The sequence below is a fragment of the Microbacterium sp. 1S1 genome, assembly GCF_008271365.1.
In the GTDB taxonomy this organism is placed as follows: domain Bacteria; phylum Actinomycetota; class Actinomycetes; order Actinomycetales; family Microbacteriaceae; genus Microbacterium.
Genome location: NZ_CP043430.1, coordinates 3,170,927 through 3,197,582 on the forward strand (window position 1 = coordinate 3,170,927; position 26,656 = coordinate 3,197,582).

At 70.7% G+C, this 26,656-nt stretch carries 25 protein-coding genes, 1 pseudogene and 1 riboswitch; of the genes and pseudogenes, 1 reads left to right on the forward strand and 25 read right to left on the reverse strand.

Annotation, left to right across the window (positions count from 1 at the left end; genetic code table 11):
• Positions 1-10: 10 nt before the first annotated feature.
• The 23 genes and pseudogenes from argH to infC all read right to left on the reverse strand — a co-directional run bounded on the left by argH (position 11) and on the right by infC (position 24,460).
• A complete protein-coding gene (gene argH, locus FY549_RS15315) occupies positions 11-1,441 on the reverse strand; it encodes an argininosuccinate lyase (RefSeq protein ID WP_149085741.1) in 1,431 nt (476 codons plus the stop codon).
• Positions 1,441-2,370, reverse strand: coding sequence for an ornithine carbamoyltransferase (gene argF, locus FY549_RS15320; RefSeq protein ID WP_149085742.1), 930 nt, complete (start codon positions 2,368-2,370; stop codon positions 1,441-1,443). Before argF ends, argH begins: the two co-directional genes overlap by 1 nt.
• Positions 2,367-3,572, reverse strand: a complete 1,206-nt coding sequence (locus FY549_RS15325; protein ID WP_149085743.1) for an acetylornithine transaminase — start codon at positions 3,570-3,572, stop codon at positions 2,367-2,369. Before FY549_RS15325 ends, argF begins: the two co-directional genes overlap by 4 nt.
• Positions 3,569-4,486, reverse strand: coding sequence for an acetylglutamate kinase (gene argB, locus FY549_RS15330; protein WP_149085744.1), 918 nt, complete (start codon positions 4,484-4,486; stop codon positions 3,569-3,571). Before argB ends, FY549_RS15325 begins: the two co-directional genes overlap by 4 nt.
• Positions 4,483-5,640 carry a bifunctional glutamate N-acetyltransferase/amino-acid acetyltransferase ArgJ gene (gene argJ, locus FY549_RS15335; RefSeq protein ID WP_149085745.1) on the reverse strand — a complete coding sequence of 386 codons (1,158 nt, stop codon included), beginning with the start codon at positions 5,638-5,640 and terminating at the stop codon, positions 4,483-4,485. Before argJ ends, argB begins: the two co-directional genes overlap by 4 nt.
• Positions 5,637-6,695 (reverse strand): N-acetyl-gamma-glutamyl-phosphate reductase, encoded by a 1,059-nt coding sequence (gene argC, locus FY549_RS15340; protein ID WP_149085746.1) that lies wholly within the window; start codon positions 6,693-6,695, stop codon positions 5,637-5,639. The genes argJ and argC overlap by 4 nt, the downstream gene beginning before the upstream one ends.
• Before the next feature lie 239 nt (positions 6,696-6,934).
• Positions 6,935-9,082, reverse strand: a complete 2,148-nt coding sequence (locus FY549_RS15345; protein ID WP_149085747.1) for a bifunctional hydroxymethylpyrimidine kinase/phosphomethylpyrimidine kinase — start codon at positions 9,080-9,082, stop codon at positions 6,935-6,937.
• Positions 9,079-9,927 carry a hydroxyethylthiazole kinase gene (thiM, locus tag FY549_RS15350; protein ID WP_149085748.1) on the reverse strand — a complete coding sequence of 283 codons (849 nt, stop codon included), beginning with the start codon at positions 9,925-9,927 and terminating at the stop codon, positions 9,079-9,081. The genes FY549_RS15345 and thiM overlap by 4 nt, the downstream gene beginning before the upstream one ends.
• Positions 9,918-10,011: riboswitch (TPP riboswitch) on the reverse strand. It overlaps the preceding gene by 10 nt.
• Before the next feature lie 7 nt (positions 10,012-10,018).
• Positions 10,019-10,990, reverse strand: coding sequence for an NAD-dependent epimerase/dehydratase family protein (locus FY549_RS15355; protein ID WP_149085749.1), 972 nt, complete (start codon positions 10,988-10,990; stop codon positions 10,019-10,021).
• A 241-nt stretch (positions 10,991-11,231) separates the two neighbouring features.
• Positions 11,232-11,951: a DUF402 domain-containing protein gene (locus FY549_RS15360; RefSeq protein WP_149085750.1), complete on the reverse strand. Its 720-nt coding sequence runs from the start codon at positions 11,949-11,951 to the stop codon at positions 11,232-11,234.
• A 59-nt stretch (positions 11,952-12,010) separates the two neighbouring features.
• Positions 12,011-14,516 (reverse strand): annotated as a pseudogene (gene pheT / locus FY549_RS15365) (phenylalanine--tRNA ligase subunit beta).
• Positions 14,516-15,556: a phenylalanine--tRNA ligase subunit alpha gene (pheS, locus tag FY549_RS15370; RefSeq protein WP_149085751.1), complete on the reverse strand. Its 1,041-nt coding sequence runs from the start codon at positions 15,554-15,556 to the stop codon at positions 14,516-14,518. The pseudogene pheT and the gene pheS overlap by 1 nt, the downstream one beginning before the upstream one ends.
• A gap of 45 nt (positions 15,557-15,601) precedes the next feature.
• Positions 15,602-16,525, reverse strand: coding sequence for an amino acid ABC transporter permease (locus FY549_RS15375; protein ID WP_144882557.1), 924 nt, complete (start codon positions 16,523-16,525; stop codon positions 15,602-15,604).
• A complete protein-coding gene (locus FY549_RS15380; RefSeq protein ID WP_060922531.1) occupies positions 16,522-17,178 on the reverse strand; it encodes an amino acid ABC transporter permease in 657 nt (218 codons plus the stop codon). Before FY549_RS15380 ends, FY549_RS15375 begins: the two co-directional genes overlap by 4 nt.
• A gap of 63 nt (positions 17,179-17,241) precedes the next feature.
• The gene (locus FY549_RS15385; RefSeq protein WP_149085752.1) at positions 17,242-18,150 is read right to left on the reverse strand and encodes a glutamate ABC transporter substrate-binding protein; all 909 of its coding nucleotides are present in this window, start codon (positions 18,148-18,150) and stop codon (positions 17,242-17,244) included.
• Positions 18,151-18,196: 46 nt separating this feature from the next.
• Positions 18,197-18,943, reverse strand: a complete 747-nt coding sequence (locus FY549_RS15390; protein WP_149086141.1) for an amino acid ABC transporter ATP-binding protein — start codon at positions 18,941-18,943, stop codon at positions 18,197-18,199.
• A 261-nt stretch (positions 18,944-19,204) separates the two neighbouring features.
• Positions 19,205-20,167, reverse strand: coding sequence for a TAXI family TRAP transporter solute-binding subunit (locus FY549_RS15395; RefSeq protein ID WP_149085753.1), 963 nt, complete (start codon positions 20,165-20,167; stop codon positions 19,205-19,207).
• On the reverse strand, positions 20,164-21,537 hold the full coding sequence (locus tag FY549_RS15400) for an ATP-binding protein (RefSeq protein ID WP_149085754.1): 1,374 nt from the start codon (positions 21,535-21,537) through the stop codon (positions 20,164-20,166). Before FY549_RS15400 ends, FY549_RS15395 begins: the two co-directional genes overlap by 4 nt.
• Before the next feature lie 3 nt (positions 21,538-21,540).
• Positions 21,541-22,212 (reverse strand): response regulator transcription factor, encoded by a 672-nt coding sequence (locus tag FY549_RS15405; RefSeq protein ID WP_149085755.1) that lies wholly within the window; start codon positions 22,210-22,212, stop codon positions 21,541-21,543.
• 23 nt (positions 22,213-22,235) lie between these two features.
• A complete protein-coding gene (locus FY549_RS15410; RefSeq protein ID WP_149085756.1) occupies positions 22,236-23,048 on the reverse strand; it encodes a TrmH family RNA methyltransferase in 813 nt (270 codons plus the stop codon).
• Positions 23,049-23,136: 88 nt separating this feature from the next.
• Positions 23,137-23,523 carry a 50S ribosomal protein L20 gene (rplT, locus tag FY549_RS15415; protein WP_149085757.1) on the reverse strand — a complete coding sequence of 129 codons (387 nt, stop codon included), beginning with the start codon at positions 23,521-23,523 and terminating at the stop codon, positions 23,137-23,139.
• Between the two features lie 31 nt (positions 23,524-23,554).
• Positions 23,555-23,749, reverse strand: a complete 195-nt coding sequence (rpmI, locus tag FY549_RS15420) for a 50S ribosomal protein L35 (RefSeq protein WP_025105280.1) — start codon at positions 23,747-23,749, stop codon at positions 23,555-23,557.
• A gap of 72 nt (positions 23,750-23,821) precedes the next feature.
• Entirely contained in the window at positions 23,822-24,460 is a 639-nt protein-coding gene (gene infC, locus FY549_RS15425) for a translation initiation factor IF-3 (protein WP_149086142.1), read from the reverse strand.
• Between the two features lie 233 nt (positions 24,461-24,693).
• On the opposite strand from infC, the gene FY549_RS15430 reads away from it, so the two are divergent.
• Positions 24,694-25,092: a DUF1844 domain-containing protein gene (locus FY549_RS15430; RefSeq protein ID WP_025105282.1), complete on the forward strand. Its 399-nt coding sequence runs from the start codon at positions 24,694-24,696 to the stop codon at positions 25,090-25,092.
• An 18-nt stretch (positions 25,093-25,110) separates the two neighbouring features.
• Here the strand turns inward: FY549_RS15430 and FY549_RS15435 are convergent, their stop codons facing one another.
• Both FY549_RS15435 and priA read right to left on the reverse strand, forming a co-directional pair.
• Positions 25,111-25,908, reverse strand: coding sequence for an SseB family protein (locus FY549_RS15435; protein ID WP_149085758.1), 798 nt, complete (start codon positions 25,906-25,908; stop codon positions 25,111-25,113).
• Complete coding sequence (gene priA / locus FY549_RS15440; RefSeq protein ID WP_149085759.1) at positions 25,892-26,638, reverse strand: bifunctional 1-(5-phosphoribosyl)-5-((5-phosphoribosylamino)methylideneamino)imidazole-4-carboxamide isomerase/phosphoribosylanthranilate isomerase PriA; 747 nt, start codon at positions 26,636-26,638, stop codon at positions 25,892-25,894. Before priA ends, FY549_RS15435 begins: the two co-directional genes overlap by 17 nt.
• Positions 26,639-26,656 lie beyond the last annotated feature (18 nt).

Below are 26,656 nucleotides of genomic sequence, written 5' to 3' on the forward strand. Positions count from 1 at the left end.
CCGAGCCCGACTACAGCCCGAGCGCGTGCGCCGCGGCCTGGCTCCGGGCGACGAGCTCCGCTCGCTGTTCCGCGACCCGCTCCGGAGCGGTCCCGCCGGCCCCCGACCGCGATGCCACCGAGCCCTCGATCGTGAGGACCTCGCGCACCTCGGGGACCAGATGCGGCGACACGGACAGCAGCAGCTCGTCGGAGGCGTCCTCCAGCCCGATCCCCTGCTCCTCGCAGGCCCGTACGAGGGCCCCGGAGATCTCGTGGGCATCCCGGAACGGCACGCGCCGCTTCACCAGCCACTCGGCGACATCGGTCGCCAGGGAGAACCCCTGGGGCGCGAGCTCGGCCATGCGCTCCGTGTGGAAGCGCAGCGTCGAGATCATCCCGGCGAACGCCGGAAGCACGACCTCGAGGGTCTGCACGGAGTCGAAGACCGGCTCCTTGTCCTCCTGCAGATCCCGGTTGTAGGCGAGGGGCAGCCCCTTCAGGGTCGCCAGCAGGCCGGACAGGTTGCCGATGAGGCGCCCCGACTTGCCGCGTGCGAGCTCGGCGATGTCGGGGTTCTTCTTCTGCGGCATGATGCTGGAGCCGGTGGAGTAGCCGTCGTCGAGAGTGACGAAGCCGAACTCGCGGGTGTTCCAGAGGATGATCTCCTCCGAGATCCGGGACAGATCGACCCCCGTCATCGCCGCGATGAACGCGAACTCCGCGACGACGTCCCGCGCGGCGGTGCCGTCGAGCGAGTTCTCGGCCGGCCGGTCGAGACCGAGCTCTGCCGCGACGAGCGCGGGGTCGAGGCCCAGGGTGGATCCGGCGAGCGCACCGCCGCCGTACGGCGAGACACCGGCACGGCGTCGCCAGTCGACGAGGCGTTCGAGCTCACGCACCAGTGGCCACGCGTGTGCCTGGAGGTGATGGGCGAGCAGCACCGGCTGGGCGTGCTGCAGATGGGTGCGTCCCGGAAGGATGGCCTCGGGATGCGCCTCCGCCTGCGCCACGAGCGCGTCGATCACTCGAAGGAGGTCGCGCGCGATGACTCGGGCGTGATCGATCAGGTACATCCGCACGAGCGTCGCGATCTGGTCGTTCCGGCTGCGGCCTGCGCGAAGACGCCCGCCCAGCTCCGGGCCGAGCTCGGCGATCAGCGCCTGCTCGAGCGCACCGTGCACGTCCTCGTCGGTGGGCAGCGGCCGCAGGGTGCCGTCGGCGACCTTGCGCGCCACGGCGTCCAAGCCCTCGTGCATGCGGGCGGCCTCATCCGGCTCGAGGTACCCCGCGGCGGCCAGGGCGGTGGCGTGCGCGTGGGAACCCGCGATGTCGTACGGCGCCAGGATCCAGTCGAAGTGCGTCGATCGGCTCAGCTCGACGAGCTCGGGCGACGGACCGGTGGCGAACCGCGCGCCCCACAGCGCGCCTTCGTTGGTGCCCTCGTGGGCGGAACCGGCCATCACGCGTCCTTCTTCCCGAGCAGCCATACCAGCAGTGCCTTCTGCGCGTGCAGACGGTTCTCCGCCTCGTCCCAGACGACGCTCTGCGGACCGTCGATGACGGCGGAGTCCACCTCGTAGCCACGGTCGGCGGGGAGGCAGTGGATGAAGATCGCGTCGTCCTGCGCGAGCTCCATGGTCTCGGGGGTGACCTTGTAACCGCCGAGATCGCGGATCCGCGCGAGCTTCTCCTCCTCCTTGCCCATCGACACCCACGTGTCGGTGACGACGACGTCGGCACCCGCGGCCGCCGCGACCGGGTCGGTGAAGAGGGTGATCGAGCCCCCGGTCTCACCGGCGCGGCGGTCCGCCGCCTCGATGACGTCGGCCCGCGGCGCGTAGGCCTCGGGCGAGGCGATGCGCACGTGCATCCCCGCCGTCACGCCCGCGAGTGCGTAGGAGTGGGCCATGTTGCTCTGGCCGTCGCCGAAGAACGTCAGCGTGAGACCCTTCAGCTCGCCCTTGTGCTCGCGGATCGTGAGCAGGTCGGCCAGGAGCTGGCAGGGGTGGAAGTCGTCAGACAGCGCGTTGATCACGGGGACCCGCGTGCCGGCGGCCATCTCCTCCAGCCCCGACTGCGCGTACGTGCGCCAGACGATCGCCGCGACCTGCCGCTCGAGGACCCGGGCCGTGTCGGACGGCGTCTCCTTCCCGCCGAGCTGGCTGCTCGCGGTGGAGATGATGAGCGGGGAGCCGCCGAGATCCGCGATGCCCACCGCGAACGACACGCGCGTGCGGGTGGACGACTTGTCGAAGATCACGGCGACGGTCTGCGGGCCGGCGAGGCTCTTGTCGGCCCAGCGGTCCTTCTTGAGCGCGAGGGCGAGATCGAGGATCTCCGCCTGCTCGGCGGGCGTCAGATCGTCGTCGCGCAGCAGGTGGCGGGTCATGCGGGGACCTTTCCGGTGGCGGAGGCGTGGACGTCGGAGAGAGCGGCGGTGAACAGCTCGCGGAACTCCGCGAGCTCTGCGTCTCCGATGGTGAGGGCCGGCGCGACGCGCACGGTCTCCGGATTGGCGGCGTTCACGATGAGCCCGCGGTCCTGGGCGGCCGCGACCACCGCGCCGGCCACGGGCTGCGTGAGCGCGACGCCGACGAGGAGTCCGCGCCCGCGCACGCCCGCGACGAGCGGAGAGTCGATGCCCAGGATGATCTCCCGCAGTTCCGCGCCGCGGCGAGCCGCGTTGTCCACGAGGTCGGCGCGCTCGATCTCTGCCAGCACCGCATCCGCCACCGCCGTCGCGAGCGGATTTCCACCGAAGGTCGAGCCGTGCGACCCCGGGGTGAACAGCTCGCTCGCGGCACCGTAGGTGACGAGGGCGCCGATCGGGAATCCTCCGCCGATGCCCTTCGCGAGCGTGATCGCGTCTGGGGTGATGCCCTCGTGGCTGAACCCGAACCAGGCGCCCGTGCGGCCGGCTCCGGTCTGGATTTCGTCGACGATGAGCAGGGCCCCGTGTGCGAGGGTCAGCGAGCGCGCCGCGGCGAGGTAGCCCTCGGGGAGCTCGACGACACCGGCCTCACCCTGGATGGGCTCCACGATGACGGCGGCGACACGGTCGTCCAGCGCGGCTTCCAGCGCCTCGACCGTCGCCGGGAGGTGCTCCACCCCTCCGGGCATCGGAGCGAACGGCGCGCGCATCGACTCCTTGGCCGTGAGGGCGAGCGAGCCCATCGTCCGGCCGTGGAAGCCGTTCTCCAGGGCGAGGATGCGGGGGCGGTCCGCACCGCCGTGCAGCCGGGCGAGCTTGAACGCGGCCTCGTTGGCCTCGGCGCCCGAGTTCGAGAAGAAGACGCGACCGTCGAGCCCCGCTCCGGCGAGGCGCTTGAGGCGTGCGGCGAGCGCGAGCTGCGGCGGGGTCGCGAAGTAGTTGGAGACGTGCGCGAGGGTGGCGGCCTGGCGCGACACCGCATCGACGAACACCGGATGCGCGTGCCCGAGCGAGGTCACCGCGATGCCGGCGAGGAAGTCGAGGTAGCGTCGGTCATCGGCGTCCCACAGGTACGAGCCCTCACCGCGGGTCAGCAGCGCGAGGCGCTCCCCCGCGTTGAGCACGAGATCACGTGCCGCGTCGTCCTGCCAGACGGTCATGCCGTCGCCCCTTTCTCTCCCCGGACCACTTCGGTCCCGATTCCCTTGCTGGTGAACAGTTCGACGAGCACCGAGTGGGGCACCCGTCCGTCGATGATCGCGGCCGCGTCGACGCCACCCTCGACCGCGTCGAGGCACGCACGCATCTTCGGGATCATCCCCGACTCCAGACGCGGCATCATCTCGATGAGCGCGCCGGAGGTGAGGTGCGAGACGAGCGAGTCCCGGTTGGGCCAGTCGGCGTAGAGACCGGGGACGTCGGTGAGGATGACCAGCTTGCGGGCACCCAGGGCCACGGCCAGGGCGGCCGCGGCGGCGTCGGCGTTGACGTTGAGCGACTGACCGGGGTGGTCCAGGTCGGGCGCGATGCTCGAGACGACGGGGATCCGGCCGGCGGCGAGGTGGTCGAGCACCGGCGTCGGGTCCACCTGGACCACGTCGCCCACGCGGCCGAGGTCCACCTCTTCCCCGTCGATCACGACGCCGCGACGGCGTCCGCCGAAGAGGCCGGCGTCCTCCCCGCTCAGGCCGGTGGCGATGGGGCCGTGCGAGTTGATCTTCGACACGAGCTGCGGGTTCACCTGGCCGGTCAGCACCATCCGCACGACGCCGATGGCCTCGGTGTTGGTGACGCGGTACCCGCCCTTGAACTCGCTGGGGATCTCGAGCCGCTGCAGCATGTCGGAGATCTGCGGTCCGCCCCCGTGCACGACGACCGGCTGCACGCCGACGTACCGGAGGTACGCGATGTCCTGGGCGAAGGCCTCCTGCAGCTCGTCGGACACCATGGCGTTGCCGCCGTACTTCACGACGACGATCTGGTCGCGGAACTTCTTGAGCCACGGCAGCGACTCGATGAGCGTCGTCGCCTTCTGCGCCGCGATGTCCGGTGTCGTGTCCTGGATGTCGGTCATGAGGCGTAGGCGCTGTTCTCGTGCACGTAGTCGTGGGTGAGGTCGTTCGTCAGGACCGTGGCGGTCGCCTCCCCGACCTTGAGGTCGATCATCAGGTGCGTGGCACGCGGCGTCAGGTCGACCTCCTCGCGCGGGCGGTCCGGGCCGCCGGCGGTGCAGACGCGCACCCCGTTCATCCACACGTCGACGTCGTAGGGGTCGAACTGCGCGGCGGTCGTTCCGATCGCCGCGAGCACCCGGCCCCAGTTCGGATCGTTGCCGAAGATCGCGGCCTTGAAGAGGTTGTTGCGGGCGACCGAGCGCCCGACCTCGACGGCGTCCTGCTCGGAGACGGCGTGCTGCACCTCGATCGTGATGTCGTGGCTCGCCCCCTCCGCGTCGCCCTGCAGCTTGACCGCGAGTTCCTGGCACAGCGCGGTGAGCGCGTCGGCGAAGTCATCGAGGTCGGGTGCCACCTCGCAGGCGCCGTTGGCGAGCAGGGTGACCTGGTCGTTGGTGGACATGCAGCCATCGGAGTCGAGGCGATCGAACGTGCGACCCGTCGCCCGGCGCAAGGCCTCGTCGGCTTGAAGCGGCTCGAGCACTGCGTCGGTGGTGAGCACCACGAGCATCGTCGCCAACCCGGGCGCGAGCATGCCTGCGCCCTTGGCCATCCCGCCGATCGTCCAGCCGTCGCGACCGATGACCGCCGTCTTCGCGACCGTGTCGGTCGTCATGATGGCGTGCGCGGCGCTCTCACCCCCGTCGGCGCTGAGCTCGGCGATCGCCTGCGTGGTGCCGGCGAGGACCTTCTCGCGGAAGACCTCGTCGCCCGTCCCGATGAGCCCGGTGGAGCAGACCAGCACGTCGCCCGCGCTGATGTCGAGCAGCTCGGCCGCCCTCTCCGCGGTCTGATGCGTGGTCTGGAACCCGAAGCTCCCGGTGAAGCAGTTCGCGCCGCCGGAGTTGAGGACGACGGCCTCGACCACCCGGTCGGCCACGGCCTGCTGGGACCAGATGATGGGGTTGGCCTTGGCACGGTTGCTCGTGAAGACGGCAGCGCCGACCTTGCGGGGACCGCGGTTCACCACGACGGCGACATCGGGCTTGCCGGTGGACTTGAGTCCGGCGGCGACTCCGGCCGCCTCGAATCCTGCGGGGGCGGTGACGCTCACGGGGCGACTCCGTTCACTGAGAGGGCGCGGGACTCCGGAAGCCCCAGCGCGATGTTCATGGACTGGACGGCAGCTCCGGCGGTGCCCTTGGCGAGGTTGTCGACGGCCGTGACCACGGTCACCCGGTTCGCCGCGCGATCGATCGCGAGACCGATGAGGGCCGTGTTCGCCCCGAGCACGTCGGCGGTGCGGGGGAAGCTTCCCTCGGGGAGCAGCTGGACGAAGGTCTCGTCGCCGTAGGCGCTCTCCCATGCCTGGCGGATCTCGGCGTCGCTCACACCGTCCGCGATCGGCGCCGTGGAGGTGGCGAGGATGCCGCGCGACATCGGAACGAGGACCGGCGTGAAGGAGATCCGGATGTCCGGGGTCCCTGATCCCGTCGAAAGCGCTGCGGCCAGGGCCTGGCGGATCTCGGGGATGTGCCGGTGGGTGCCCCCGACCGCGTACGGGTTCGCGGAGCCGAGGATCTCGGAGGCCAGGAGGTTCGTCTTCAGGCTCTTACCAGCCCCGGACGGGCCCACGGCCAGCACCGAGACGATGTCGCTCGGATCGATGACACCGGCCGCGACGCCGGGCGCCAGGCTCAGGCTCACGGTGGAGGCGTTGCACCCGGGCGCGGCGATCCGGGTCGCGCCGCGGAGCGCCTCACGCTGCTTGGCACCGCCGACGAGGAGTTCGGGCACGCCGTAGGTCCACGGTTCGTGGAACGATCCGCCGTAGAACGTGTCCCATTCCGCTGACGACGTGAGCCGGTGGTCGGCGCCGGCGTCGATCACGAGCGGAGTGTCGCCGAGGGCGTCCGTGTACTGCCCGGACTGGCCGTGCGGAAGAGCGAGGAACACGATGTCGTGTCCCGCGAGGATCTCCGGCGTGGTGTCCTGCAGCGTGAGGTGGGCGAGGGAGCGGAGGTGCGGCTGGTGGGCGACCAGGGGCTGTCCGGCGTTCGAGTGCGCCGTGACGGTGCGGATCTCGACGTCGGGGTGATCGGCCAGGAGGCGCAGGATCTCGCCGCCTGCGTAGCCGGAGGCGCCGGAGACGGCGACGGAATACGTCATGCTTCTACCTTAACGGTCGGGTCCTCGACGATCTCGGGACCGGGGGCGGGGCCGGAGGCGGCGACACCAGCACTCGACCGCCGCGCGGACGCAGGCAGAAGGGCGGGGTCGCCTAGGATCGGCGGCCGCGACGTCGGCGCACGGCGATGACGCTCGGGACGAGCGTCGAAGGAGCGGTGGCGACCGAAGGCATGCGGCGACGATAGCGCGAGCGCGTTCGGCACCGCAAATCCGCCCCGTCATACGTCGGCGCGGGCAGACGGCGCGGCGAAGAAGGCGTGTTCGTGCGCGCTCGAGGTGAGGAAGGCTCGCCGCATCCGTTCCCGGCCGGCGCCGTCGGCCCTCGCGGCCGCGTCGGTGACGTACGCGACGGCGCGCCGGGTGGCATCCGCGAAGCCGGGATCCGCGTAGGTCGCCAGCCACGACGCGTAGGGGTGCCGGGGGTCGCGGGGCGCCGCGCCGAACGCCCCCGCGTGGAGCCGCTCCCCCAGGTCGGTGTAGAGCCAGAAGCACGGCAGCACGGCCGCGATCAGCGCGGCATAGTCGCCGCCGAACGCGACGGCTCGCAGATGGTCGAGGTAGGCGACCGTGGCCGGGGCGGGCTCGGCGGCGAAGGTGGCGTCGCTCAGCCCGGTCTCCGCCGTCAGCCACGACGCGTGCAACTCCAGTTCTCCGCGGATCGCGCCGTGGGCGGCATCCGCCCAGAAGGCCTGCTCCGCCGGAGTGGGGGCGAGACGTGACGCCTCCGCGAGCACCCGGGCGTACTCGCGGAGGTACAGCGCGTCCTGTGCGAGGTAGAAGAGGAAGGCGTCACGGTCGAGCGTCCCCTCGGCCAGGCCGCGGATGAAAGGCAGCGCATCGATGTCGGAGCGGATCGCGGCGGTCTCGTCCCACCACGCCGCGGCCACCTCCTCCGCCGTCGGGCGGGTCTCGACGCCCCCGCGAACCCAGAGCCCCGCGAAGTGATGAATCGGGCCATGACCCTGACCGACCGCCAGGTCGTCCGCTGCACGCAGCGACTCCCGCAGCCACGCGCGCGCGGCGCGGACCGCGGTGGTGGGGTCGTCGCCCGTGGCCAGCCTGGTGGCGAGAGCCGCGGACAGCGAGCAGCCGGTCCCGTGCGTGTGCTCGGTCCGGATGCGCGCCCCGGGGAACTCCGCGTGCGTACCGGCTGCCGTGTCGATCAGGGCGTCGGGAGCCTCATCCCCCGGCAGGTGACCGCCCTTCACGAGCACCGCGGTCCCCGTGTCCGCCGACAGCTCGTGCGCGGCGGCGAGCGCGTCCGCCCAGTCCGCCACCTCGCGGCCGACGAGGACCGCGAGCTCGGCGAGGTTCGGGGTGACCACGGTCGCCAGGGACAGCAGACCCCGCAGCTCCCGCTCCGCCTCCGGATGGAGCAACCGGTCGCCCGAGGTCGCGATCATCACGGGATCCAGCACGACGATCGGAGGCTGCGCCGCCGTCAGCCACGCCGCGACCGTCCGGATCACCTCGACGTCCGCGAGCATGCCGATCTTCACGGCGTCGATACGGATGTCGTCGGCGACGGCGTCGAGCTGCGCTCGCAGGAACCGGGCCGGAGGTACGTGCACGTCGCGGACGCCCTGCGTGTTCTGGGCGGTCAGCGCCGTGAGAGCCGCCATGCCGTAGCCGCCGTTCGCGGCGATCGCCTTGAGGTCGGCCTGGATGCCGGCACCGCCGGACGGATCGCTGCCGGCGATGCTGAGCACGTGCGGCACCGCGCGCCCGAGCCACTGCCGACGGAAGGCGGCGGCTGCGGCCCGAGGGTCGTCCGCCGCACAGAGCGCCGAGACCACCGCGATCCCGGCCGCGCCGGCCTCGCGCAGCGCCGCCGTGTCGTCGAGATCCACCCCGCCGATGGCGACGCACGGCAGCGGACTGCGCGCAGCGAACGCGGCGAAGCCGTCGATGCCGAGCGGGGCCGGGTGGTCGGGCTTCGTGCGCGTGGGACGGATGACGCCGACTCCGAGGTAGTCCACGGTTCCCGGTGGCAGCGCGTTCACGGCGTCGAGGTGGGCGGAGGTGTTCGCCGTCAGCCCGATCAGTGCTTCCGCGCCGAGGAGCTCCCGCGCGCGAAGGACGGAGGCGTCCGTCTGACCCAGGTGCACACCGTCCACCCGGGCGCCGCGGCGACGAGCCTCGACGGCCGCATCGAGGCGATCGTTCACCACGAGCAGCGCGCGCCCGCCGATGACCTCGGACAGGGCGAGGAGCTGATCGACGGTCTCCCCGTCCGTCGCCTCCTTGTCGCGCAGCTGCACGACGCGGACGCCACCCGCGACGGCCTCCCGGACGGTCTCGACCACTCCGCGTGCGCCGCACAGCGACCGATCGGTGACGAGGGAGAGGGACAGGTCGGCGATCATCGCGTCTCCTCCTCGACGCGAGCGCGGGCGCGCAGATCCGCCGGGCTCACAGCGGACAGGGCGTCGAGCAGTCCGACGGCGAAGCTTCCCGGTCCGCGGGAGCTCTCCGCCGCCCGCTCGGCCGCCACCGTGTAGACGAGCGTCGCCGCGGCCACCGCGGTCAACGCGTCCGTCTCGGTGCCGGAAGCCGCTCCGAGGAACGCCGCCATCACGGCCCCCAACGCGCAGCCGCCGCCGGTCACCCGCGTGAGCAGCTCGTGCCCGTTGGCGATGCGGATCACCCTCTCCCCGTCCGTGAGGAGGTCGACCGGGCCGGAGACGGCAACCACGGAACCGTGTCTGTCCGCGAGCTCGCGGGCGGCCGCAGCGGCCGCCTCGGTGTCGTCCGTCGCGTCGACGCCGCGGCCGCCACTGCTGTGTCCCGCCAGCGCGAGGATCTCGGACGCGTTGCCGCGGATGGCGGTGGGACGCTGCGCGGCCAGCTCATGCGCGAGCGCCGTCCGCACCGGGAGGGTGCCGATCGCGACGGGATCGAGCACCCAGGGCGTGCCGCCGGCAAGCGCTCCGGCCACCGCCTCCCGGCTGGCCTCGCGTTGCTCCGGGGTCGGCGTCCCGAGATTGACGAGGAGCCCCGAGGCGGCACCGGCGAACGGCTCGGCCTCGCCGACGATGTCGACCATGGCCGGCGCTGCCCCGAGCGCGAGGAGCACGTTGGCGGTGAACCCCGTCACGACGGCGTTCGTGATGCAGTGCGTCAACGGCGGCGCAGCTCGGACCTCCTCCCGGAGCCTTCCCGCCGTGGCGGCGAGGTCGAAGACGGATTCCGGACGCACAGGATCGCTCATTGCGACATCCCTTCGCTAGTACGAACTAGATCAGGTTCGACGGGTGTGATCTCAGCCGCGGATGCGGCACCCCGTGTCACTGCCTCGCAGTCTAGCGAGCGAGGGCATCGAGCAGCGCCCGCTCCTCCGTCCGCGTGAGTCCAGCGCGGCGCTCCCGGTCCGCACCCCGTTCGCGCTCGTCCGCCACGACGCGTTCCGCCGTCTCGTCGAGGGGCCGCAGCCTGCCTCCGCTGCGCCGGTACCGCGCGTTCGAGCGGGTCATGAATCCGCTCATCTCGGACGGCAGCCACAGCGGCAGCGAGCGAGGCCCGGCCCAGTACGCGACGCTTTCCGTGACGAGGAACTCCTCTGAGGCGACGACGACCGGCCCGGTGTGCCCCGCGGCCGCGCGCACGGTCCGCAGCACGTCCTCCAGGTCGCGCACGTCTCCGATCGCGTTCACGGCACCGGTGACGGTGGCGGACAGGACGAAGGCGGCGACGTCCTCGACATCGATGACCTGTGCCGCGCGCCCCTCGAGCGGCGGGAGCAGCACCGGCTCGTCCAGGGCCCGGAGAAACGCCGCCGCCCAGTAGCCGAAGCGATCGCTCGGGTCGCCGTCGCCGACGATGAGGCCGGGACGGACGATGAGTGCGCGGTCGCCGATGCCCTCCTGCACGGCATCCTCCGCCGCGACCTTCTGCCGCGCGTAGTCGTCCTCCTCGCCCGGCTGCGCCGCCGGGTGCCGCGGGGCCGACTCGTCGGTCCCGACCGTCTCGTCGTCGCGGTACACCGACATCGATGAGATGTACGTCCACCGGGCGGCGTGGTCGGCGAGTGCGCGGACGGCTGCGGCGACGTGATCGACGCGGGAGGAGACGTCGACGACGTGGTCCCAGTCGGTGCGCGAGACGACGTCGTAGGCGGCCTCCGCGTCGCGGTCCGCCAGCACGAGGGTCGCTCCCGGCGGTGCCGGCCGACCGCCGCGGGCCAGGCAGGTCACCGACGCCCCCGCTCCCAGTGCGTGCGCGGCGATACGCCCCGACAGCCACCCGGTTCCCCCGAGGATCAGCACATCCGTCATGTGCCCATGTCATCAGGATCGACGACGCGGGGGAAGGGCCTCCGCTCAGAGCGGAGCGGCACGACCGGCCATCACGCGAGTACAGGCCACCACGCGAGCACAGGCCCCCATGCGAGCACAGGCCACCACGCGACGACAGGCCACCACGCGACGACAGGCAGTCGGCGCCGCTGTCGCCTGCTGGCGCGCGAACGCCTGTCGCCGCACAGCCTCGGCGCCGTCGCGGAAGGCCCCGAAGCGGTCAGGGGACCACGATCTCGTCGAGGCCGTCCAACACCGGGATCGTCCACGACGGATCGGGTCGCCAGTCGATCCACTCCCGATCGAACGGCCAGTCGCCGGCGTGGAACGACGCAATCGCCGCAACCGCGTGCCGCTCGATCTGCCCGGCCTGCGCGGCGGTCAGCCGTCCCTGGTCCACGGCGGCGACCAGCTCGTCCTCGTCCTTCATCGCCACGTGCCCGTCCTGTGCGATCTCGACATCGAGGACGTGATCGGAGGTGTAGGTGGCGCCGTCGGTGCGCAGGTGCGCGTTCTCGAGGTTGACGTACCAGCCCGCGAAGTCCCACGCCGTCCCGGTGGCCGCGCTCCAGAACAGCCAGACCGACCATGGCACTCCCGCGGGCGCGATGCGCAGGATGCCGTTGCCCCACCACTCCTCGATGATGCGGCGCCGGGGCTCCCGCCACCGCCGATCGAGCGGGACGGTCCGGATGCGCTCCCCGTTGCGCGTGCCCTGGCCCTCCTGCCGCGTTCCGGCGGCGAGCCACGCGACGAGACCGCGCTCATCGTCACGGACGACGCGCATGGGGGTGACGGTCGCCGCCTCCCCCGTGGTCCACCCCGGCTTGCGGTAGTGCCAGTCGAGCTGTGCTCCCGGTTCGAGGAACGGCCCCTCCCCGAGTGATCGCGCTCCGGCGGGGACCGAGGGCGGCGTGGGCTGCAGGACGAGGCTCGTCATCCGGCCACGTTATCGCGAGAGCGCACGGCTTCCCTGAACGGGGCCGTGCGCTCTCCCGATCAGTCGCGGAGGGCGGCGCCGAAGCGCTCCGCGGCCACGGCGACGCCCGCCAGCTTCGCCGCGGAGGCCTGCCGCGGCGGTCAGCGTGCGGTCGTCGGCGCGGAAGCGCAGGGCGAATGTCAGCGACTTCGATCCCTCGGGCACGCCCTCGCCGCGGTAGTCGTCCACGAGCCGGACGGACTCCAGCAGTGCGCCGGCGCCCTCGACGAGAGCCGCGCGGACCTCGCCCGCCGGCACCTCGGCCGGCAGCGTGAGCGAGACATCCTGCGTCGCCGCTGGGAACGTGGAGAGCGATGCCGCCACGATGCGCCTTCCGGCGAGGGTGAGCAGACGGTCGAGGTCGATCTCCAGCACGGTGGCGCGACCCGGCAGATCGGCCTCCTCCGCGACGGCGGGATGCAGCTCTCCGACGTAGCCGACCTCCTCACCGTCCGCGACCAGCGCACCGGTGCGTCCGGGGTGGAGCGCCGCGCGCTGCGTCTGCACGACGTCGATCTCGATGCCCGCGGCGGCCCCGATGACGCGGACCGCGTCGAGCGCCTCGACGAGTCCGGCGGCCTCGGCGGCACGTCCCGGCTGACGCGGCGACACGTTGCCCGTCAGCAGCACCGCGACGTGGCGCTCCTGCGGCGGGATGGAGGCGTCGAGCTCGGCGAGCACCTCGTCGGACGGCCGGACGCCGAGCGGCGGGACCTCCGCGGTGCCGTACTCCACACCGGGCTCCGGGACGAACACGGCCCCGGCCTCGAAAAGCGCCAGATCCGTGAGCCCGCGCGAGATGTTGCGGTGCGCGGTCTGCAGCAGGCCCGGGATGAGCGTGCGCCGCAGGAACGGCACCTGTCCGTCGAGCGGATTCGCGAGGCGGATGCTGGGCAGGTGCTCCCCCGAGGCCGAACCGTGCAGATCGTTCTGCGCCTCGGTCGTGAACGGGAACGCCGGGGTTTCGACGAACCCGGCGGCCGCGAGGGCGTTCGCCACGCGGCGACGCCCCTGCTGGTGCGCCGTGAGGCCGCGGCCGGAGGGCGGCGTCGGCAGCACCGAGGGGATGCGGTCGAGCCCGTGGATGCGGGCGACCTCCTCGGCGAGTGTCCACTTGTCGGTCAGGTCGGGGCGCCAGGTCGGCGGAATGACGGTCCACCCGCTCTCCGCCGCGGAGACCTCGGCCCCGATCGTCGTGAGCGCGCCCGTGATCTCGTCGTCGGTGTAGTCGACGCCGATCAGCCCCTGCACGAAGCCGCGCGGAAGCTCGATCTCGGCGACGAAGACTTCGGCGAAGAGAGCGCCGCCCTCCTCCGTGAGCGTGCCACCCGCGAGCTCGACCATGAGGTCGGCGGCACGTCGGGCTGCGACGAACGGGATCAGGGGGTCCACGCCGCGCTCGAAGCGCTTGGAGGCCTCGCTCGGGAGCTTGTGCCGGCGAGCCGTCCGGGCGATGGTCGTCGCGTCGAAGGTCGCCGCCTCGATGAGGACGTTCCGCGTGGTGTCGCTCATCTCGGTGGTGCCACCGCCCATGACGCCGGCGAGGCCGATGGGTCCGGAGTCGTCGGTGATGAGGAGGTCCTCGACGTGGAGGTTCCGCTCCACGCCGTCGAGGGTGGTCATCTTCTCCCCCGACGTCGCGCGACGGACGGTGATGCCGCCCGTGAGCTTGTCGAGGTCGTAGCCGTGCAACGGCTGACCGAGCTCGAGCATGACGTAGTTCGTGATGTCGATGAGCACACCCAGCGACCGCATGCCGGCGAGGCTCAGGCGCGCGATCATCCACGGCGGGGTGGGCCGCGACGGATCGACGTCGCGCACCACACGGGTGACGAACTCGCTCGCACCGACCTTGCCCCGCACCGGCGCCCGGTCGTCCACCACGGCCGTGTGGCCGGAGCCGGGCTGCAGTTCGGCGAAGTCTCGCTCGGCGGGGTCGCGGAACGCCGCGCCGGTGGCGTGCGCGTACTCGCGGGCGACGCCGCGCACCGAGAACGCGTAACCGCGGTCCGGCGTCACGTTGATCTCCACCGCCACGTCGTCGAGGCCCAGCAGCGCGATCGCGTCGGTGCCCACGGGCGCATCGATGCCGAGGTCCGACAGCACGACGATGCCGTTGTGCTCATCCCCGAGCCCCAGCTCGCGCGCCGAGGCGATCATGCCGTCGGACACATGGCCGTAGGTCTTGCGGGCGGCGATGGGGAACGGGCCAGGCAGGACAGCGCCGGGCAGGGTCACGACGACCTTGTCTCCGACGACGAAGTTGTGCGCGCCGCACACGATCCCGCGGACGCCGCCGTGCTCGGGACCGACGTCCACCTGACACCAGTTGATCGTCTTGCCGTTCGACTGGGGTTCCGGCTCGAGCGAGACGACCTGGCCGACCACCACGGGACCCGTGATGTCGAATCGGTGCACGTCCTCCTCCTCGAACCCGACGGTCACGAGAGCCGCGAGGACATCCTCGGGCGTGGCATCCGCTGCCAGATCGACGTACTCACGCAGCCACGAAAGCGGGACGCGCATCACACCACCATCCCGTACTGCTCGCTGAAACGGACATCGCCCTCGGCCATGTCGCGCATGTCCTGCACATCGCTGCGGAACATCAGACCGCGCTCGATGCCCATGCCGAACGCGAAGCCGCTGTACACCTCGGGGTCGATCCCGGCCGCGCGCAGCACGTTGGGATTGACCATGCCGCAGCCACCCCACTCGATCCAGCGCGCGCCGCCCTTGAAGGTCGGGTGCCACAGATCGAGCTCGGCGGAAGGCTCGGTGAAGGGGAAGTAGTTGGTGCGGAAACGGGTCTTGGCCTCCGGGCCGAAGAGCTGCTTCGCGAAGTGGTCGAGGGTGCCCTTGAGGTGCGCCATCGTGATGCCCTTGTCGACGACCAGACCCTCGAACTGCGTGAAGACCGGGAGGTGCGTGGCGTCGAACTCGTCGGTGCGGTACACGCGACCGGGGCACAGCACGTAGATGGGGACCTCGCGGTCGAGCATCGACCGCACCTGCACCGGGCTCGTGTGCGTGCGCATGACGAGGTGGCGAGAGGTCGGGTCCACGTAGAAGGTGTCCTGCTCCTGGCGGGCAGGGTGGTCGACGTCGAAGTTCAGGGCGTCGAAGTTGAACCACTCGTGCTCGAGCTCCGGCCCCTCCGCGATCTCCCATCCCATGCCGACGAAGATGTCCTCGACGTGGTCCTGAAGGAGGGCGAGCGGGTGCCGAGCGCCCACGCGCGTCCGCGACGGGACGGCGGTGATGTCGACGCGCTCGGCCTCGAGGCGCGCGGCGACCTCGGCCGCGGCCAGCTCGGCCTCCTTCGCGGCGAGTGCCTGGTTCACACGACCGCGGCCCTGACCGACGAGCTTGCCGAACGTGGCCTTGTTCTCGGGGGCGACCTGACGCATCGAGGCGTTCAGGATCGCGAGCGGCGATCCCTCCGCGACGTGCGCCGCACGGGCGGCTTTCAGCGCGGCGGTGTCGGCGGCCGCCTCGATCGCCGTGAGGGCGTCGGCGACAGCGGCTTCGACCGCTTCGGGGGTGATTTCCGGAGACTCTGACACGGGAGTCGAGTCTACCGGCGCGGGCCGCGCGTCCCGCGCCGATACTCACTCGCGCTTGGAGCGTCGCGACCGGCTGTCACCTTTCTGCAGCGTGAGCAGCTGCGTGTCGGTACCGCCCTCGTGAAGTCGCGGATCGAGCTCAGGATCGACCGTGCCGCCAGCGAGAACCTTCGCGGAGCGGCGCGTGCGCACCTCCACCCAACGTGCGATGCCGGAGAGGATCAGGCACATGATGATGTAGATGCCGCCGATGACGAAGGCGGACTGCAGGATCGGGCGCCCCTGCTGCGAGGTCAGCTGCTTCGCGAAGTAGAGCAACTCGGGGTACGTGATGATGAAGCCGAGGGCCGTGTCCTTCATCGTGACCACGAGCTGGGCGACGATCACAGGGAGCATCGCGCGAATGGCCTGCGGCAGCAGGATGAGGCGCATCACGCCGCTCTTGCGCAGTCCGATCGCGTAGCCCGCTTCCTTCTGCCCGCGCGGGAGCGACTCGACTCCGGCACGGAGCACCTCGGCGAGCACGGAGCCGTTGTACGCCATGAGGGCGAGGACGACCGCCCAGTATGGGTCCATCTTCACGCCCACCACGGGGAGCCCGTAGTAGAGCAGCATCATGAAGACGAGGACCGGAACGGCGCGGAACAGCTCCGTGATGATCGTGACAGGGACGCGGACCCACGCGTGGTCAGACAACCGCCCGATCGCGAGGACGAAGCCGAGGATGAGGCTGAGGACCGCGGCCAGCGCGAAGGCCGCCAGGGTGTTCACGAGAGCACGCGCGATGCCTGCCCAGACGTTGGTGAAGGTGAAGACGTACCACTTCTGCGGGGAGAACTGCCCCGTTTCGATCATTCGATAGATCACGAAGCCGAAGGCTGCCAGCACCACGAGGATGGTCACGACAGCGATGATCCGGTTGCGCGCGATGGCACGAGGGCCAGGGACGTCGTACAGTACGGAGCTCATCGGGCGATCCTCCATCGGTTCTCGAGATACCGCTGACCCCAGCTCATCAGCATGACAAGGGCGACGAAGACCACCGCGACCCAGAGCAGGACCTCCATCGGGTTGCCCGGGCGATCGGCCGAGTCGTTGACCGTCGAGCGCAGGGCCGCGAGCTCCGCGATCGAGAAGCCGGCGGCCACCGTGGTGTTCTTCAGCAACGCGATGAAGACACTCATCATGGGTGGGACGACCGAGCGGAAGGCCTGCGGCAGTATGACGAGCGTCATCACCTGCCCGAACGGGAGGCCGATGGCCCGTGCGGCCTCCGCCTGCCCGACGGGGACGGTGTTGATACCGGCACGCAGCACCTCGGCCACATAGGTGGCCGTGTAGATGCCGATCGCGAGAATGCCCAGCACGGTGTTCGACAGCTCGGGCAGACCGAGCTGGGGATACCCGAACACGAAGAAGAAGAAGACCAGTGTCAGTGGCGTGTTACGCACGATGTTGACGTACACCGTGCCGACGCCACGCGCGATCGGCACGGGCGAGACGCGCATCGCGCCGACGATGATTCCCAGGACCAGGGCGATGATGCCGCCCGCGAAGAAGACGAGCAGCGTGTTGCTGATCGCCTCGCCCCACAGGTCGAGGTTCCCGAAGATGACGTCCACGCCACCCTCCCCTTCTCGGTTCAAGCTGTGGGGCGGCCCTTGGAGGAGGGCCGCCCCATCGGATCAGTACGCGTCGACCTCGGGCTGCTCGACCTCGATGCCGCTGGAGCCGAGGTTCTTGTCGAAGATCGCCTGCCAGATGTCACCACCGTCGGTGAAGAGCTCGTTGATGTGAGCGCGGAAGACGTCATCGCCCTTGGCCAGGCCCACACCGTAGCGCTCCTCCGTGAACAGGCCGCCGGTGACCTTCACGTCGTCCGGATACTGCGCCGCGTAACCGATCAGGATCGCCTGGTCGGTGGTGACGGCGTCGACCTTGCCGTCGATCAGGTCCTGCACGCACGCGGAGTACAGGTCGTACTCCTGCGTCTTGATGTCGGGGAAGTTCGCCTTGATGTTCTGGATCGGGGTGGAGCCGGTCGCCGAGCAGACGGTCTTGCCGTTGAAGTCCTCGAGCGCATCCGCGTCCTCCGCATCGGCGGCGACGAGGAGGCCCTGCCCGGTGATGAAGTACGGCCCGGCGAAGTCGATCTGCTCCTTGCGCTTGTCGTTGATCGAATAAGTGCCGACGTAGTAGTCGATGTCGCCGTTCACGATCGCCTGCTCGCGGTTCGCGGAGGCGATCGGCTTGAACTCGATCTTGTCCTCGTCATAGCCGAGGGACGCCGCGATCCAGCGCGCGATGTCGACGTCGAAGCCGGTGCGCTCGTTCGTGGTCACGTCGAGGTAGCCGAGGCCGGGCTGGTCCTCCTTGACACCGACGACGACCTTGCCGCGCTCCTCGATGGCATCGAACGTCGGGCTGCCTTCGAGCTGCACGTCCGAGGCCACCTCGAACCAGGTGCTGTCTTCGCCCCCATCGCCGTCACCCCCACCTCCGGGGTTCGACGGCGTGCCGCTGTTGCAGGCCGTGAGCGCGAGCAGCGCCACCGTGGCGATCCCGAGTCCGGCCAGTGTCCGTGTGCGTCGCATGTGCGTCTCCTTCGTGTGCTGTGCTGTGGGTGCGGGGTCTGGGAAGTCAGTGCGTGAGGAGCTTCGAGAGGAAGTCCTTGGCGCGGTCGCTCTTCGGGTTCGTGAAGAACTCCTCGGGCTTGGCCTCCTCGACGATCCGGCCGTCCGCCATGAAGACGACGCGGTCGGCCGCCTTGCGGGCGAAGCCCATCTCGTGGGTGACGACGATCATCGTCATGCCCTCCTGGGCGAGCTCGACCATGACGTCGAGCACCTCGTTGATCATCTCCGGGTCGAGCGCGCTGGTGGGCTCGTCGAACAGCATGACCTTCGGCTGCATGGCGAGGGCGCGGGCGATCGCGACGCGCTGCTGCTGGCCGCCGGAGAGCTGCGCGGGGAGCTTGTTCGCCTGCTGAGCGACGCCGACGCGCTTGAGGAGCGTCATCGCCTCCGCTTCGGCGTCGGACTTCTTGAGGCCACGCACCTTGATCGGGCCGAGCGTGACGTTTTCGAGGATCGTCAGGTGCGCGAACAGGTTGAAGGACTGGAAGACCATGCCGACGTCGGCGCGCAGGTGTGCGAGAGCCTTGCCCTCCGCGGGCAGTTCCTTGCCGTCGATACGGATCGAGCCGCTGGTGATGGTCTCCAGACGGTTGATCGTGCGGCAGAGCGTCGACTTGCCCGAGCCGGAGGGGCCGATCACGACGACGACCTCCCCCGCGTTGACGGTGAGGTCGATGTCGCTGAGCGCCTGGAACTCGCCGTAGTGCTTCTGGACGTTCTCGACGACGACGAGCGGGGTTTCAGAGGTCATCATTTCTCCAAACTAGCCACGCGATGCGCGTGGTTCCAGGCACCACGGTGAGGTTTACACGTTCGTAATCACCTGATCGCGGCGCCAATGCGTCTTCGCAAGGGCGCCCCACGGCCCGCCCCCTCGGGCCGCGGGATCGCCCTGCTGCCACGCTCCCAGCGACAGCAGGCAGCAGGTGTCCGATCGTGTGCGATCGACCTCACCCTGGCAGAGCGGGCGCACGGCTGTCAGGGATCTTGAGGATTTCTTGAGGGGCGCAGGTCACCGGCGCAGATCGCGGTAGTACTCCTCCGCACCGGGGTGCAAGGGCACCGGCCCGGTGAAGATCGCCGACCGGCGGTCCAGCAGAGCCGCCGCCGGCACGTCGGCAGCGAGCGTCGTGCGCGCCGCGAACAGGCCCGCGACGATGTCGCGGACGACGCCGGGCGGGGTGCTGCCGGCGGTGACGAGGTAGTTCGGCACCGCCAGAGTGGTCACCGCGGTGTCGAGACCGTAGGCGCCCGCGGGCACGTCGGCGGGGCGATAGGCGTGCGAGTACCGCTCGTTGACCGCGTTCACCCAGTCCTGCTCCACGGGGAGCAGCCTGACCGCGACGGTGTCGGCGAGCCCCACGATGCCGGGTGTGGGCAGCCCGCCCACCCAGAAGAACCCGTCGATCTCACCCCGCTCCATCGCCGCGATCGATCCTCCGAGGTCGAGCTGAGGATCGTCGATCGCCTCGATCGCGACGCCCGCCGCGTCGAGCACGCGCCCCGCGATGACGTTCACTCCGGAGTTCTCCGCCCCGAGCGAGATCCGGCGGCCGGCGAGGTCAGCGATGTCGTCGATGGCGGAGTCCTCCCGCACCACCACCTGGAGGTACTCGTCGTAGAGGCGCGCCACGGCCTCGATGTCCAACGGCGCGGAGAACGCGCCCGTCCCGGCGACGGCATCGGCCGCGGCGTCGCCCTGCGCGAACCCGAGCAGGGCCGCCCCCGAGCTCACGCGCAGGAGGTTGTCGACCGACCCGGCTGTCTCCTCCGCCACCACGTCCACATCCAGGCGCACGGACAGCTCCGTCGCGAGACGGCTGCCGTAGTCGTGATAGACCCCGGTGGGGCTGCCCGCGGCGATCACGGATGTCGACTCCGGCCACCCCTCGGAGCGCGGGCCGCACGCGCTCACCATCGCCGCCGTCACGACCACGAGCAGCCCGGCGAGCAGACGCCGCCCTCCCGCACTCACGAGACCACCTCGGTCGGCAGGACGAGCGTCACGAGGAGCCCACCGCCGTCCGCGGCACTCACGCGAAGCGCGCCGCCGACCGTCTCGAGGAGGTCGGTCGCGATCGCGAGGCCCAGCCCCGTTCCCGGCATGTCGCCGCTGTCCGGGCTGCGCCAGAAGCGGTCGGCGGCCGCGGAGGCCTGTTCGTGCGTGAGGCCGGGGCCGTGGTCGCGCACGGTCAGCCGACACTCGTCGCCCGCGCGCTGGGCACCCACCTCGATGGCGGAGCCCTCCGGCGAGTACTTCACCGCATTGTCGATCGCCGCATCCAGGGCACTCTCCACGATGGTCCGATCCGTCACGGTCAGCACCGACGGCTCCCCCGTGCACGTCAGCGCGATCGCCCGCTGCGCCGCGACGTCCTGCCAGGCCTCGACGCGCCGGGCGGCGACGGCGCCGAGATCGACCGCCGACATCGTGGAGTCGGTACGGCCTCCACGGGCCAGCCCGAGCAGCGTCTCCAGGATCCGCGTCATCCGCCGTCCCTCCTCCCGCGTCTCCTCGACGTCGGGCGCCCACTCCCTGCCCAGGCCCGTCGCCAGATGCTCGACCCGGAGCAGGAGGGCGTTGAGAGGGTTGCGCAGTTCGTGGGATGCGTTCAGCGCGAACTCCTGCTGCCGGGTCATGACCCGTTCGATCTCATCGGCCATGCCGTTGAACACTCTCGTCATCCGGCGGAGCTCCGGCGGCCCCGTCCCCTCTGCCACGCGGGCGTCCATCTCGCCGCGCTCGATCGCCGCCATCGCCTCATCCAGCCGGCGCACCGGCGAGAGGACCCACCGCGCGAGGCCGGCGACCAGGAGCACCCCGAGGCCGCTCAGCAGCAGGACGACCGCGCCCAGCACGAGGGTCTGCCGCACGATGACGCCCTGTGGAACGTCGGTGCCACCCGTGACGAGCACGGCCCCGATCACGTCGCCGTCATCGAACACCGGCTCCACGAGAGCCGCGTCCGGCACGACCCAGGCCGAGGACGCCGGCTGTTCAGCGCGCCGGCCGGAGAGCGCCAACCGTACCCGCTGCGCATCCTCCTCCGACAGGACGGCATCGCCGTGATCGCCCGCCGCCCACGGGCTGCCCGTGAGATCGAACACGGACACCGCGATCCCGTAGACCTCCTGGAAGCGGCGGACTTCGGCGTCCATCACCGCCGGGCTCCCCGAGCGGAGCGCCTGCCTGGCACTCGTGGCGAAGTAGCCGAGGTCGCCGAGCTGCTCCGCGTAGAACGACTGCTGGACGCTGCGTGCCGCGCTCCACCCGGTCACGCCGCCGAGCGCGACGAGCACCACGATCAGCGGCACGAGGAAGACGACGATGAGACGGCGCCGCATATGTCAGGACCCCGCGAGCCGATAGCCGACGCCGCGCACGGTCTCGATGAACGCGCGATCCCCGCTCTTCTTCCGGATCGCGGCCACATGCACCTCGAGCGAGTGGCCGAAGCCGCGCCAGTCGGTGTTCCAGACCTCGCGGATGAGCCGGTCCTTCGGCACCGCGACGCCCGGATACCGTGCGAGGACGCCGACGATGTCGAACTCTTTGCGGGTGAGCCCGAGGGGCACCCCGCCGACCCGGACCTCGCGTGCGACGAGGTCGATCTGCACGCTCCCGTCGTGGAGCAGCACCCGGGTGTCCGGCTCGGCGCGCAGTGGCCGCGATCGCCGCGTGACGGCCTCGATCCGCGCGAGGAGCTCGTGCACGTCGTAGGGCTTCACGACGAAGTCGTCGGCTCCGGCGCGCAGTCCCTTGATGCGCTCGGCGACCTGGTTGCGCGCGGTCACGATCACGATCGGGACGTCGGACCGTCCGCGGATCCGCCGGCAGAGATCGATTCCGTCGACGTCGGGCAGCCCGAGGTCGAGCAGCACCACCTCGGTGTCGGCATCGAGGTACTCCATCGCCGCCGCGCCGTCGGCCGCATGCACGGTGGCATACCCGGAGCGCGTGAGGAAGGCCTGCAGCGCCCCCGCCACCCGCTCGTCGTCCTCGACGATCAGTACTCGCATCCCGCGTTCCGTCCGTCGCCCGGTCAGCCGGTGGAGGCAGCGCGTTGGGCGAACGCGCTCTCGTAGAGGCAGACGCTCGCCGCCGTCGCCAGGTTCAGCGACTCGGCACGCCCGAAGATCGGCAGCCGCAGCACACGGTCGGCCCGGGTCAGCGCGTCGTCTTCGAGCCCGCGCGCCTCGTTGCCGAACAGCCAGGCGGTCGGCTCGGCGAGGACGCCGTCGGCGCGCGCAGCCAGGAGGTCGTCACCCTTCACGTCCGCGGCGAGGACCCGCAGCCCGGCATCGTGCGCACGCTGCACGACCTCGTCCAGCTCGCCGCCCACCGACACCCGGAGGTGGAAGAGCGATCCCGTCGTGGCCCTCACGACCTTGGGGTTGTATGGATCGACCGTGCGTCCCGTGAGCACGACCGCGTCGGCGCCGGCAGCGTCCGCCGCCCGGATGATGGTGCCCAGGTTGCCCGGGTCGCGCACCTCTTCGCAGATCGCGACGAGCCGCGGCTTCGCATCGAAGATCTCCCGCACCGACGACGGCGTCTGGCGCGCGACGGCGACCAGTCCCTGCGGCGTCACGGTGTCGGCCATCGCGTTGAGAACGTCCTCGCTCACGTACTCGACGTCGATGCGCGCGTCCGCGGCCTTCGTGCGGATGTCAGGGTGCTTCTCCCAGCCGTTCGGGGTGGCGAACAGCTCGATGATCGCCTCCGGCCGGTACGTCAGCGCCTCGCGGACGGACTGCGGACCTTCCAGCAGGAACAGCCCGGTCTCGGTACGCGCGCTGCGCTTGGTCAGCTTGGCGACGGCACGGACTCGGGGGGAACGGGGGTTCTCCAGCACGATCTCAGTCTACGGTCAGCCCGCCACCGCCCGGATACGCAGAACGGGCGCCTTCCCGGAGGAAGACGCCCGTTCGGAAGCGAGGTGCTTACGCGACCGACTTCGGCGCGTTGACGTCGGAAGGCAGAGCCTTCTTCGCCGTCTCGACCAGCGTCGCGAACGTCGCCGCGTCGTTGACCGCGAGGTCGGCGAGCATGCGACGGTCGACCGTGACACCCGCGAGGCCCAGACCCTGGATGAAACGGTTGTAGGTCATGCCGTTCTGGCGGGCAGCGGCGTTGATGCGCTGGATCCAGAGACGACGGAAGTCGCCCTTGCGCTTGCGGCGGTCCCGGTACGAGTAGACCAGGGAGTGGATGACCTGCTCCTTGGCCTTCCGGTAGAGGCGCGAACGCTGACCGCGGTAGCCGGAGGCGCGCTCGAGGATGACCCGACGCTTCTTGTGGGCGTTGACCGCCCGCTTGACTCTTGCCATTTTCCTGTGTTCCTATCGTGCGTTCGGCGCGTCAGCGACCGAGAAGCTTCTTCGCGACCTTGAAGTCCGCCTTCGCGAGCACCTGGTCCTGGTTCAGACGGCGGGTGCGGCGGCTCGACTTGTGCTCGAGGTTGTGGCGCATCCCGGCCTGCTGCTTCTTCAGCTTGCCGCTGCCGGTGATCTTGAAGCGCTTCTTAGCACCCGAGTGGGTCTTCTGCTTCGGCATCTTCTCTTCCTTCGTATGGCGCCTTCTCAGGCGACGGTGTCAACCCGCGGTGCGGGAGTTCTGGGGGCGGACCTACTCCGCCGGAGCCTCGGCGGAGGCGTCCGCGTCGTGCTTCGCGTCGCGCGCGGCCTGCTTGTTCGCAGCACGCACGGCGTTCTGCTCCTGCTTCGCCTCGGACTTGCTCTTCAACGGCGCGACGACCATGACCATGTTGCGGCCGTCGATGGTTGGGTTCGACTCGACCGTGCCGAACTCGGCGACGTCCTCCGCGAACTTGCGCAGCAGTCGAACACCCTGCTCCGGCCGCGACTGCTCGCGACCGCGGAACAGGATCATGGCCTTGACCTTGTCGCCGGCCTTGAGGAAGCCCTCGGCGCGCTTGAGCTTCGTCGTGTAGTCGTGCGCCTCGATCTTCAGACGGAAGCGGACTTCCTTCAGGATCGTGTTCGCCTGGTTGCGACGCGCTTCCTTTTCCTTCTGCGCGGCCTCGTACTTGAACTTGCCGTAGTCCATGATCTTGACGACGGGCGGCTTCGAGTTCGGGGCGACCTCGACGAGGTCGAGATCGGCTTCCTGTGCGAGACGCAGCGCTGCCTCGATGCGGACAACGCCGATCTGCTCACCCGCGGGGCCGACGAGGCGGACCTCGGGGACGCGGATGCGCTCATTGGTACGGGGATCGCTGATGCGGAGCTCCTTAGACGATGTGATTCGGCCACCGTGATGCTGTCTGCATCCCGGGCGAAATCGGAGTCGTCCCCCACCCACCGGCTCTCAGACGCCGGCTTCGCACCCTGTCTACCGGTCCCGTCGTGACGAGCGGAGCCGGCGGAGTGCAAGACCCGGTAGCCTGGAACGGCAAGCGCGGGTGGGAAGTGAATCCTCTTTCGTTCCGGAGCATGACGCTCCGGAGCCCGCCAAAGTCTAACAGAAAGCAAGGCGAAGTGACGAACCAGGCATCGGACGAGGCAGCGCGCGAGCGCGAGGAGCGATGGGCACGTCAGGAGGAAGCCGCCTCATCGGCCGTCCGTGACATCGCCGACGTCCCGGCCGTCGAGGTCATCACCACCGCGGCCGTGCATCTCATGAGCGCCGCGGCCGTCAAGCTCGGACTCGCGGACGACCCGGACGCAGCAGCCCAGCTCGACCTGGACGAGGCGCGCAAGCTCATCAACGCCCTGGCGGGGCTCATCACCGCCGGCGCGCCGGAGATCAGCGACATGCACGCCCGCTCGCTGCGTGACGGCCTCCGCTCGCTGCAGCTCGCCTTCCGCGAGGCGTCGACCATCCCCGACCCGATCGGCAAGGGCCCTGGCGAGAAGTGGACCGGTCCCGTCACCTGACCTCGGCAGCGCTCCGCCTCATGCGCTGCGGCGGAGCTTGACCGTCAGCGAGTCCGCGAGAACGGCGATGCGGTCGTCCGCAGCCCAGCGCTGGGCCAGCCGCGCGAGCACCGCGTCCAGCACCTCGCGCTCCAGACCGTCGACGAGTTCCAGCACGACGATCAACTCCGGCCCGCGCAGGCGGGCGTCCGGATCCCCCGGGGCGACCGCGACGTCGATGACGGCGAGCTCGTGGGCGATGCTTTCCCGGAGCGCCGTGAACACCTCCGGCGAGAGGAAGCTCGGCTCCCACTCATGCCCCTGCGCCACGGCCCAGACGGCGGGCCGGCGGATCACGAACTCCGTGTCGGACGTCGGGTCCAGCACGATGAGATCGGTGTCCTCCGACGACGCGGCCAGGGCGGCACGCACCGCCTCGACCGGAATCGGACGGGCCGACGGATCCCAGCGCCGCATCGTCTCGACGGAGGAGAACACCGGCTGGACGCGGCGCCCGTCGGGTGCGGCGACGGTCACGATCGAGAGCTCCTGCGTCTTGTCGACCGCGAGACCGCTGGGGGCCACCCCCTCCTCGCCCTTCTCGGCGATCAGCGGGATCAGCACCCGGGCGGAGCGGAACGCGTCGACGACCTCGGCCTGACTCCCCTCCCCCGCACGGAAGCGGTGCAGCGCGGCGAGGAGTGCGGGATCCGCCGAGCCGTCGTCCGCGGCGTGCGGGTTGGACTCGAAGCTGCGTCCCTCCCAGGGCACGCCGGCGGAATCGGCGCGGTTGTGGGATGCGGGACCGCAGGCGTGCGGGTCAGTCTCCGGCGACATCCAGGGCCTCCGCCAGCGTGAAGGCGCCGGCGTACAGGGCCTTGCCGACGATCGCACCCTCGACGCCCAGTGGGACCAGGTCGCGCAGGGCGGCGATGTCGTCGAGGTTCGAGATGCCGCCCGACGCGACCACCGGCTTCGGCGTCCGCGATGTGACCTCGCGCAGGAGCTCCAGGTTCGGACCACGCAGCGTGCCGTCCTTGGTGACGTCGGTGACGACGTAACGGCTGCAGCCGGCGTCCTCCAGACGATCGAGGACCTCCCAGAGGTCGCCCCCCTCCTTCGTCCAGCCGCGTGCCGCGAGCGTCGTTCCCCGCACGTCGAGCCCGACCGCGATCGCTTCGCCGAAGCGGCTGATGACGTCCGCCGCCCACTCGGGGTTCTCGAGCGCGGCGGTGCCGAGGTTGATCCGGGCAGCGCCGCTCTCCAGCGCCGCCTCCAGGCTGGCGTCATCGCGGATGCCGCCGGAGAGCTCGACGTTGACGTTCTTGAACTGCTTGATGACCTTGCGCAGGATCGGGGCGTTGCTGCCCCGCCCGAACGCCGCGTCGAGGTCGACGAGGTGGATCCACGTGGCTCCCTGGGAGACCCATTCCCCCGCGGCGTCGAGCGGGTCGCCGTAGCTGGTCTCGGTGCCGGCCTCCCCCTGCGTGAGACGGACCGCCTTGCCGCCGGCGACGTCGACCGCGGGAAGGAGCGTGAGCGAGGGGGACTGCGCGAAGTCGTTCATGGGGTCCTTGGTTCGGGT

Bases quoted from the DNA above. Each gene is read 5' to 3' on its own strand.
- argH (WP_149085741.1), bottom strand. From the start codon at position 1,441: ATGGCCGGTTCCGCCCACGAGGGCACCAACGAAGGCGCGCTGTGGGGC.
- argF (WP_149085742.1), bottom strand. From the start codon at position 2,370: ATGACCCGCCACCTGCTGCGCGACGACGATCTGACGCCCGCCGAGCAG.
- FY549_RS15325 (WP_149085743.1), bottom strand. From the start codon at position 3,572: ATGACCGTCTGGCAGGACGACGCGGCACGTGATCTCGTGCTCAACGCG.
- argB (WP_149085744.1), bottom strand. From the start codon at position 4,486: ATGACCGACATCCAGGACACGACACCGGACATCGCGGCGCAGAAGGCG.
- argC (WP_149085746.1), bottom strand. From the start codon at position 6,695: ATGACGTATTCCGTCGCCGTCTCCGGCGCCTCCGGCTACGCAGGCGGC.
- FY549_RS15345 (WP_149085747.1), bottom strand. From the start codon at position 9,082: ATGATCGCCGACCTGTCCCTCTCCCTCGTCACCGATCGGTCGCTGTGC.
- thiM (WP_149085748.1), bottom strand. From the start codon at position 9,927: ATGAGCGATCCTGTGCGTCCGGAATCCGTCTTCGACCTCGCCGCCACG.
- FY549_RS15355 (WP_149085749.1), bottom strand. From the start codon at position 10,990: ATGACGGATGTGCTGATCCTCGGGGGAACCGGGTGGCTGTCGGGGCGT.
- FY549_RS15360 (WP_149085750.1), bottom strand. From the start codon at position 11,951: ATGACGAGCCTCGTCCTGCAGCCCACGCCGCCCTCGGTCCCCGCCGGA.
- FY549_RS15375 (WP_144882557.1), bottom strand. From the start codon at position 16,525: ATGAGCTCCGTACTGTACGACGTCCCTGGCCCTCGTGCCATCGCGCGC.
- FY549_RS15385 (WP_149085752.1), bottom strand. From the start codon at position 18,150: ATGCGACGCACACGGACACTGGCCGGACTCGGGATCGCCACGGTGGCG.
- FY549_RS15390 (WP_149086141.1), bottom strand. From the start codon at position 18,943: ATGACCTCTGAAACCCCGCTCGTCGTCGTCGAGAACGTCCAGAAGCAC.
- FY549_RS15400 (WP_149085754.1), bottom strand. From the start codon at position 21,537: ATGCGGCGCCGTCTCATCGTCGTCTTCCTCGTGCCGCTGATCGTGGTG.
- FY549_RS15405 (WP_149085755.1), bottom strand. From the start codon at position 22,212: ATGCGAGTACTGATCGTCGAGGACGACGAGCGGGTGGCGGGGGCGCTG.
- rplT (WP_149085757.1), bottom strand. From the start codon at position 23,523: ATGGCAAGAGTCAAGCGGGCGGTCAACGCCCACAAGAAGCGTCGGGTC.
- rpmI (WP_025105280.1), bottom strand. From the start codon at position 23,749: ATGCCGAAGCAGAAGACCCACTCGGGTGCTAAGAAGCGCTTCAAGATC.
- FY549_RS15435 (WP_149085758.1), bottom strand. From the start codon at position 25,908: ATGTCGCCGGAGACTGACCCGCACGCCTGCGGTCCCGCATCCCACAAC.
- priA (WP_149085759.1), bottom strand. From the start codon at position 26,638: ATGAACGACTTCGCGCAGTCCCCCTCGCTCACGCTCCTTCCCGCGGTC.